Raw genomic sequence first — 8,297 nt, forward strand, 5'->3', positions numbered from 1 at the left:
CCCAGAGCAACCTCCCCCACCACCCCCGTCGACCCCACTCGGCGCCTTTGCTCTGCTTCAACGGAGGCAACAGGCACCCACCGTGATCGGCCTCGGCCGCCGCGGGGACGGCACCGGCCCCGGCGTCGCAGCTCGGGGGCGGTGTTGCGGGCGTTGAAGCAGAGCAAAGGTGGGGAAGAAGGGGCGCCGACGCCGCCAGGCCGGTCACGGAGAGCAACGAGGATGGCGGTCCCCGGGCGCGACCGTCGCCCAGGCCGGATCGAGGCCCAGGCCGGGCCGGGGGGCCCAAGCCGGGCCGGCGCAGGCCGGGTCAGGCGCGAGGCCGGGTCAGCCGCCGGCGGCGAGGCGGGTGGCCAGGTGGTGCAGGGCCAGCCGGTAACCGTCCACGCCGAGCCCGCAGATCACCCCGGTGGCCACCGCGGAGACCACCGAGTGGTGCCGGAACTCCTCCCGGGCGTGGATGTTGGAGATGTGCACCTCGACCAGCGGCCCGCGCAACATCGCGCAGGCGTCCCGCACGGCGATCGAGTAATGCGACCAGGCCGCCGGGTTGAGCACCACGGCGGCACCCTCGTCGGCCGCCTCGTGCAGCCAGCCGAGCAGCTCGTGCTCGGCGTCGGTCTGCCGGACCACCACGTCCAGCCCCAGCTCGCGGCCGGTGTCCACGCACCGGTTGACCAGGTCGGCGTAGCTGGTCACGCCGTAGACGTCGACCTGGCGGGTGCCGAGGCGGCCCAGGTTCGGCCCGTTCAACACGTACACCCGGGCGGTCACGAGGCGACCTCCCGGTACGCCTCGTGCAGCAGCTCGTCGGAGGGGCCCTCCAGCAGCGCCGGGCGGGCCAGCCCGTCGAGCACCACGAACCGCAGTTGGCTGCCCCGGGCCTTCTTGTCCACCCGCATCGCGGCCAGCAGGTCCGGCCAGGCGTCGGCCGGATAGCTGGTGGGCAGCCCGAGCGCGGCCAGCACGTCGCGATGCCGCCCGGCGGTGACCGGGTCCAGCCGGCCGGCCAGCCTCGCCAGGGCACCGGCGTACACGGTGCCGACCGCGACGGCGTGCCCGTGCCGCCAGCGGTAGTCCTCGACCTTCTCGATCGCGTGGGCCAGGGTGTGGCCGTAGTTCAGCACCTCGCGCAGCCCCGCCTCGCGCAGGTCGGCCGAGACCACGTCAGCCTTGACCCGGATCGCCCGCTCGATCAGCTCCCGGGTCACCGCGCCGGTCGGATCCACGGCCGCGGCCGGGTCCCGCTCGACCAGGTCCAGGATCGCCGGGTCGGCGATGAACCCGCACTTGACCACCTCGGCCAACCCGGCGGCCAGGTCGACCGGGGGCAGGCTGTCGAGCGTGGCGAGGTCGGCCAGCACGCCGGCCGGCGGATGGAAGGCGCCCACCAGGTTCTTTCCGGCGGCGGTGTTGACGCCGGTCTTGCCGCCCACGGCGGCGTCGACCATGCCGAGCAGCGAGGTGGGCACCGCGACCCAGCGCACCCCGCGCAGCCAGCAGGCCGCGACGAAGCCGGCGAGGTCGGTCACCGCTCCCCCGCCGACACCGACCAGCGCGTCCGTCCGGGTGAAGCCCGCCGCACCCAACCGGTCCCAGCAGTCGGCCGCCACCTCGATCCGCTTGCCCGCCTCGGCGTCCGGCAGCTCGATCGGCAGCGGCGTCGCACCGGCGGCGCGCAGCCGCTCGGCGACCGCGTCGGCCAGCTCCTTCAGCGGCGGCGCGTGCAGCACCGCCACCCGGGCCACGCCGGGCAGCAGGCCGGCCACCTCGCCGAACAGGTCGCGTCCGACCAGCACCTCGTACGGTCGGTCGCCGCCGACCGCGATCCGGGTCACCTCGTTCATCGCCGGCAGCCTAGTCCAGCCGTGCGTTTAGCGCGGACCGGACGGGGCAGGCGAGGAGGACGACATCCGATCGCGGAGGTACGCATGGCCCGCACCACGATCGACGGCGCCGACATCCGCCTGCCGGCGACCATTCTCGGCGTCGGTTTCGGCGGCTTCGTCGACGGCATCCTGCTGCACCAGGTGCTCCAGTGGCACCACATGCTCAGCAGCACCGGCGCCGACCACATCGGGGTCCGGGAGTATCCGGTGGACACGGTGCCGGGCCTGCAGATGAACACCCTCTGGGACGGCCTGTTCCACGTGGTCACCTGGGTCGCGGTGCTCACCGGCCTGGCCCTGCTCTACGCCCGCGTCACCCGCTCCCGCGGCCGGCTCTGGCGCTCCCCGGCGCTGTGGGGCTGGGCGCTGGTCGGCTGGGGGCTGTTCAACCTGGTGGAGGGGACCGTCGACCACCAGCTGCTCGGCATCCACCACGTCCGAGGCGGGCCGCACCAGACCGCCTGGGACATCGGCTTCCTGGTGCTCGGCGCGGGGCTGATCGCGGTGGGCTGGGCGGTGCAGCGCCGGGCCGGCGCCGTCGATCTGTGCGCGGACCGGCGGTGACGCACCCGGGGCACAGCCCGGTCGGGCCGCTGCTGCTCGTACCGCTGCTCGCCTTCTGGGTGTACCTGGCGGCGGCGCTGCGCCAGCGCGACCCCGGCCGGGCCGGCTGGAGCCACTGGCGGACGGCGAGCTTCGGCGCGGGCTGCGCGTCGCTGGCGGCGGCGGCCCTGCTGCCCGGCCACGACCTGGTCACCCACATGGGGCAGCACCTGCTGGTGGGCATGCTCGCGCCGCTGGGCCTGGTGCTCGGCGCGCCCGGCACCCTCGCCCTGCGCACCGTGCCGCGACGGGTGGGACGGTCGGCGCTGCGCCTGCTGCGCCACCCGCTGCCCCGGGCGCTCGCCCACCCGGTGGCCGGCCTGCTGCTCACCGCCGGCGGGCTCTGGGTGCTGCACCTGACGCCGCTGTACCGGGCGATGATGGCGCACCCGGCGCTGCACGCGCTGCTGCTGGTGCACTTCCTCGCCAGCGGATACCTGTTCACCTGGTCGATCGCCGGCCCCGACCCCGGGCCGCACCGGCCCGCGGTACCCGTCCGGCTGATGGTGCTGGGCGGCTCGGTCGCGGCGCACGCCGCCCTCGCCCAGTTGCTCTACGCCGGGCTGGTCGACATCACCGCCCCGGTCGAGCAGCTGCGGGCCGCCGCCACGCTGATGTACTACGTCGGCGACCTGGCGGAGATCCTGCTCGCGCTGGCCCTGCTGGCCACCTGGCGCCCCGCCCCCCGCCGGGCAAGCCGCAAGGCGGAGCCCCGCCTGACTCCGGTATAGCCGCGGCCCCCGCTTAACCGCCGGGGCGCACGAGCCGGGCGGTTCAGGGCTTCAGCAGAGCGCCGATCTCCGCGGCGATCTCCTCCGGGGTACGCCCGTCGGTGAGCACCGTCGCCGTCGCCACCTCGGCGTAGAGCGGCCGGCGCTGCTCCATCAGGTGTTTGAGGGTGGCCCGCGGGTTGATCGCCAGCAGCGGCCGCCCGGCCCCGAGACCCACCCGCTTCACCGCGTCCGGCAGCTCCACCGACAGGTGCACCACGGTGTGCCCGATCAGCGCGCCCCGATTCTCTTCGGCCAGGATCGCGCCGCCGCCGAGGGCGAGCACGCCGGCGTGCGAGGCCAGCGCCGCGGCCACCGCCGCCCGTTCGAGGGTACGGAAGTGCTCCTCCCCCTCGTCGACGAAGATCTCCGGGATCGGCTTGCCGGCCAGCCGCTCGATGTCCACGTCGGTGTCGCGGAACGTCACCCCGAGCGCGTCGGCGAGCAGCTCGCCCACGGTGCTCTTGCCCGAACCGGGCGCCCCCACCAGCACGCACACCGGCCGGGTCACCGAGTCGACCTTTCGTTCGCGACTGCGGGACTCCGCTGCGCTGCGTTCCTCGCGCTCACCGGATGACCAGCGCGTCGAGGTAGCCCGCCAGGTTGCGGCGGATCTCGGCGACCGAGTCGCCGCCGAACTTCTCGGTGGCCGCCTCGGCGAGCACCAGGGCGACCATCGCCTCGGCGACCACCGCCGCCGCCGGCACGGCACAGACGTCCGACCGCTGGTTGATCGCGGTGGCCGGCTCGCCGGTGGTCACGTCGACCGTGGACAGCGCCCGGTTCAGCGACGAGATCGGCTTCATCGCGGCCCGGACCCGCAGCGGCTCGCCGGTGGTGATGCCGCCCTCCAGGCCGCCCGCCCGGTCGGTGATCCGGCGTACGCCGGTGGCCGTGGGCACGATCTCGTCGTGCGCCACGGAGCCGCGCGAGCGAGCCTGCTGCCAGCCGTCGCCGATCTCCACGCCCTTGATCGCCTGGATCGACATCAGCGCGGTGGCCAGCCGGGCGTCGAGCTTACGGTCCCACTGCACATGGCTGCCCAGGCCCGGCGGCACGCCGTACGCCAGCACCTCGACCACGCCGCCCAGGGTGTCGGCGGCCTTCTTCGCGGCGTCGACCTCGTCGACCATCCGGGCGCTGGCGTCCGGGTCGAGGCAGCGCAGCGGGTCGGCGTCGATGCGCTCGGCGTCCTCGGGCGTCGGACGCAGGCCGGGCTTGGCGGCGACCGGGCCCAGCTCCACCACGTGCGACACGATGTCGATGCCGAGCGCCTGCTTCACCAGCGCCTTGGCGACCGTCCCCACGGCGACCCGGGCGGCGGTCTCCCGGGCGCTTGCCCGCTCCAGGATCGGGCGGGCGTCGGTGTGGCCATACTTCTGCATGCCGGCCAGGTCCGCGTGGCCCGGACGCGGGCGGGTCAGCGGCGCGTTGCGGGCCTGCCCGGCCAGCTCCTCGGCGTCCACCGGGTCGGCGGCCATCACGGTGCGCCACTTGGGCCACTCCGAGTTGCCGACCCGGATCGCGACCGGGCTGCCCAGGGTGACGCCGTGCCGCAGGCCACCGATCACCTCGACCTCGTCCTGCTCGAAGGCCATCCGGGCGCCCCGGCCGTAGCCGAGTCGGCGGCGGGCCAGCTCACGGGCGATCTCGGTGGTGGTCACCTCGATCCCGGCGGGCACCCCCTCGATCATCGCCACCAGGGCGGGTCCGTGCGATTCACCTGCGGTCAGCCAGCGCAACACAGCGGTCAGTGTGTCACGGCGGGTGGTCGGGTCGGCGTTGTGTCCGGCGCGTCCCGCCCTACGGACCCCGGTGTCCACCGTCCCGACGGACCGCGATGATCGACTTGGTCAGGCCGAGCATCCGCTCGGCCAGGATCGTCGAGTCGGGAAAGAGGTAGCGCAGCTCCGCCCGCCCGATCAGCTCGGTGGTCAGCACCTGCTTCATCGCCTGCTCCCAGGACTTGCCGGGGGTGTACGCCAGCGGCCACCTGCGGGCCACCGCCACCCGGGCCGGCACCGGCAGGAACTGCATCCCGGGCGCCACCCAGTGCGGCTCGACGGGGAAGTACCGGTACGGGGTCTGCACCCAGTGCCGGGGGGCCAGCTCCCGGATCGCCTCGGCCATCCGGCGGCGTCGCTCGTGGCCGCCCACGTGCTCCAGCACGCTGTTGCTGAACACCAGGTCGTACCGGCGGCGCAGGATGGCTGGCGGCAGGTCGCAGGCGTCGGCGTGGTCCGCCTCCATCCCGTCGGGCAGCTCCGCCGGCAGCGGCTCCAGGTTGACCACGTGCACGTGCCGGGGCCGGACCGGCATCCGGGCCCAGCTGTCCACCCGGCCGCCCAGGTCCAGCACGGACATCTCCGCCAGGTCCGGGAAGGTCTCCGAGAGCCAGCGGGCGCGCCGCGCCCGGCGCTTCGCCCCGTACGAGTCCGGGGAGTCGACCAGCCGGAACCGCAGCGAGTTCAACGGGCTCCGGCCCTGCCGGCGGGCCGGGGCGGTCGGGTCGTCGGTTCGAGTCGCACCGGTCACGGGGTCAGCCCTCCCAGTCGAAGGTCATGCCCAGCCGGGCGGCGAGGGCGGCGTTGTGCGGCGCGTAGTACCGGGTCAGCTCGTCCCGGACCGCCGGGTCCATGGCGGTGCTGCGCCGGTCGTTGAAGACCTCGTACCGGTCGAGCCGGTGCGGCGGCAGGGCCAGGAAGTCCAGCACCCGGGCGTATGTGGCGGCGGGCTGCCGGTACAGCGTCTCGCTGGGCAGGAGCAGCAACTGTGCGGGGTCGAACCGGTCCAGCCAGGGTTCCAGGTGTTCGGCGTACCGGCCCCGGGCCCGGTAGCTGTACCAGTCGAAGGCGCTGCTCACGTACGTCGGGTCGGCGGCCAGCCGCTCCCGCTCGCCCGCGGTCCGTTCCTCCTCCGCCGCCAGCGCCTCGGCGAAGCCGAGCGGCTCCACGCCCTCGGTGCGCCGCTCCTTCCAGTGCGAGTACGCCCGCTGCACCGGGTCGCGGAGCAGGACGATCAGCTTCACCGCCGGCAGCAGCTCGGCCACCCGGCCCGGGGCGAGGGGATGGAACATGTACAGCGGCGCGGCCTCCCCCACCCGGGTCGGGCCGCCGTGGCGGCGTTCGAGGGCCTGCCGCTGGCGCAGCGTCGGGAAGTGCGAGCGGTACCAGGCCTCGCCCCGGCCGAAGGTGTCCTCGAAGTAGTGCGAGGTCTTGGTGTTCCAGGCCGGGAAGAGCCGGGGCACCAGCGGATGCTCCAGCAGGTAGCGCCAGAGCGAGGTGGTGCCACCGCGTTTGGTGCCGATGATCAGGAAGTCCGGCAGGGGCCGCCGGTCGCTGGTCCGCTCGCCGTAGCGCGCCAGACCGTCCCGTACCCCGGTCACCACCGGGGCGGGCACCAGGGCCTTCACCCGGTCCCGCAACGTCGTCATCGCGTTCTCCTCGTCATCGCGGCGCCCGGCGGGGCAGGATGGGTGCCGCCGCCCGCACCCGTCGGCGTACCGCGGGGTGCAGCAGCGCCGCGCCGGCCAGCAGCGCGACCACCCCGAGGGTCAGGAAGAGTCCGGCCACGTCCCGGCCGGCGACCGCCGCACCGGCCCCGGCCAGCCCGGTGGTGCCGGCGGCGGCGACCGCCGCGGTCCGCGCCACGGCCCGGGTGACCAGCGGCTCGCCGATCACCCGGCGGGCGGCGACGGTGGCGATCACGTTCTCCGCCACGATGCCGACGGTCCAGGCCACGGCGGCGCCCAGCGCGCCGTACGGCGGGATCAGCGCCACGGCCAGCGCGACGTTGAGCAGCAGGCCGGTGGCCGCGGCGAGCAGGTGCCGGCCGCTGCCGCCGCTCATCAGCAGCAGCGTCTGCACGATGCCGGTGCCGGAGTTGACCATCATCGCCCCGGCAAGCACCACCAGCGCCGCGTCCCCGGCGGTGAACTCCGCCCCGAACAGCCGCAGGAAGCCCGGGGCGAAGAACGCCAGCAGCAGGTACCCGGGCCAGGAGAGCGCGATGATCATCGCGGTGATCCGCCGGTAGACCGCCACCGCCTCGGCGGTACGCCCCTGCCCGAGCAGCCGGGACAGTTGCGGGGCGACCGCCACCCGCAGGCCCTGCATCACCAGCAGCCCGGCCAGCGCGTACCGGCCGACCGCGCCGATGACGCCGGCCTCGGCCTGGTCGGCGAGGGCGGCGGTGAGCAGCACCGTGAGCCACATGCTGCTGGCGTCGATGGTCGCGGACGCGGCCCGGGGCAGGGCGAAGCCCCAGAGCGTGCGCCAGTCGGCCTGTGCCGGGCGCAGCCGCGCCCCGGACGCCAGCCCCAGCGGCCCGACGAGCAGGGCCACGCAGGCCAGCGCGGCCAGCAGCACCGGCGCGAGCCAGCCGGCGAAGGCGAGGGCCACCCCGCCACCGGTGACCAGGGCGCCGGCCACCAGCGCCGGGCGGGCGGCGGGGACCAGGACGTACTGGACGGCCACCAGGGCGGCGACCGGGCGGACCGCCCGCACGGCGGCCAGCAGCACGGTCATCGCCACCACGAACGGCAGCCCGGCGAACGCCAGCCGGAGCAGGTCGGCACCCTCGGTCGCGCCGGGATCGAACAGCACCGGTGCGAGCGCCCCGGCCGCCGCCACGCCGGCCGCCGCCACCACGAGGGTGAACAGCAGGCTCGGGGCCAGCGCCACCGGCAGCAGCCGGGCCGCGTCGCCGGCGCGGCCCGCGGTCCGCCGCGGCAACGCCCAGACCAGCGCGGTGTCCGCGCCCGCGCAGCAGAGCACGCCCATGATGGCGACGACGCCGATCGCGGTGAACATCGCGCCGGACCCGGCGGGCCCGAGCGCCCGGACGATCACCACGGTCAGCACGAAGCCGAGCAGGCCGTTGACCGCCGCGCCGGCCAGCCCGACCAGCCCGCTGCGGGTGCCCCGGCGTACCTCCCGGTCGCCGCTGGTGGCGGCGGTGACGGCCGTACCGCTCATGGCGTCTCCTCCGGCCGCGCCGCGCCGCCCGACGGCGGCGTCGGATCCGGCGCCGCCGT

The 8,297-nt window shown here is 75.3% G+C and carries 9 protein-coding genes; 2 read left to right on the forward strand and 7 right to left on the reverse strand.

Features of this window, described 5'->3' with window-relative positions; all coding sequences use genetic code 11:
* Window positions 1-327: 327 nt before the first annotated feature.
* Window positions 328-774, reverse strand: coding sequence for a type II 3-dehydroquinate dehydratase (gene aroQ / locus AB0H57_RS29180; RefSeq protein ID WP_357511884.1), 447 nt, complete (start codon window positions 772-774; stop codon window positions 328-330).
* The gene (aroB, locus tag AB0H57_RS29185) at window positions 771-1,847 is read right to left on the reverse strand and encodes a 3-dehydroquinate synthase (RefSeq protein WP_357511885.1); all 1,077 of its coding nucleotides are present in this window, start codon (window positions 1,845-1,847) and stop codon (window positions 771-773) included. Before aroB ends, aroQ begins: the two co-directional genes overlap by 4 nt.
* 84 nt (window positions 1,848-1,931) lie before the next feature.
* On the opposite strand from aroB, the gene AB0H57_RS29190 reads away from it, so the two are divergent.
* The gene (locus tag AB0H57_RS29190) at window positions 1,932-2,453 is read left to right on the forward strand and encodes a DUF2243 domain-containing protein (protein WP_357511886.1); all 522 of its coding nucleotides are present in this window, start codon (window positions 1,932-1,934) and stop codon (window positions 2,451-2,453) included.
* Window positions 2,450-3,223 (forward strand): cytochrome c oxidase assembly protein, encoded by a 774-nt coding sequence (locus AB0H57_RS29195; RefSeq protein ID WP_357511887.1) that lies wholly within the window; start codon window positions 2,450-2,452, stop codon window positions 3,221-3,223. The genes AB0H57_RS29190 and AB0H57_RS29195 overlap by 4 nt, the downstream gene beginning before the upstream one ends.
* A gap of 43 nt (window positions 3,224-3,266) precedes the next feature.
* On the opposite strand, the gene AB0H57_RS29200 is transcribed toward AB0H57_RS29195, so the two are convergent.
* The 5 genes from AB0H57_RS29200 to AB0H57_RS29220 all read right to left on the reverse strand — a co-directional run.
* Complete coding sequence (locus AB0H57_RS29200) at window positions 3,267-3,773, reverse strand: shikimate kinase (protein ID WP_357511888.1); 507 nt, start codon at window positions 3,771-3,773, stop codon at window positions 3,267-3,269.
* A gap of 55 nt (window positions 3,774-3,828) precedes the next feature.
* The gene (gene aroC, locus AB0H57_RS29205) at window positions 3,829-5,007 is read right to left on the reverse strand and encodes a chorismate synthase (protein ID WP_357511889.1); all 1,179 of its coding nucleotides are present in this window, start codon (window positions 5,005-5,007) and stop codon (window positions 3,829-3,831) included.
* A 58-nt stretch (window positions 5,008-5,065) separates the two neighbouring features.
* Window positions 5,066-5,734 (reverse strand): class I SAM-dependent methyltransferase, encoded by a 669-nt coding sequence (locus AB0H57_RS29210; RefSeq protein WP_357511895.1) that lies wholly within the window; start codon window positions 5,732-5,734, stop codon window positions 5,066-5,068.
* 67 nt (window positions 5,735-5,801) lie between these two features.
* Window positions 5,802-6,695, reverse strand: a complete 894-nt coding sequence (locus AB0H57_RS29215) for a sulfotransferase domain-containing protein (protein WP_357511890.1) — start codon at window positions 6,693-6,695, stop codon at window positions 5,802-5,804.
* Window positions 6,696-6,708: 13 nt separating this feature from the next.
* The coding region (locus tag AB0H57_RS29220) for a lipopolysaccharide biosynthesis protein (protein ID WP_357511891.1) at window positions 6,709-8,297 on the reverse strand (1,589 nt) is incomplete at its 5' end.

This window comes from Micromonospora sp. NPDC050686, assembly GCF_040654475.1.
In the GTDB taxonomy this organism is placed as follows: domain Bacteria; phylum Actinomycetota; class Actinomycetes; order Mycobacteriales; family Micromonosporaceae; genus Micromonospora.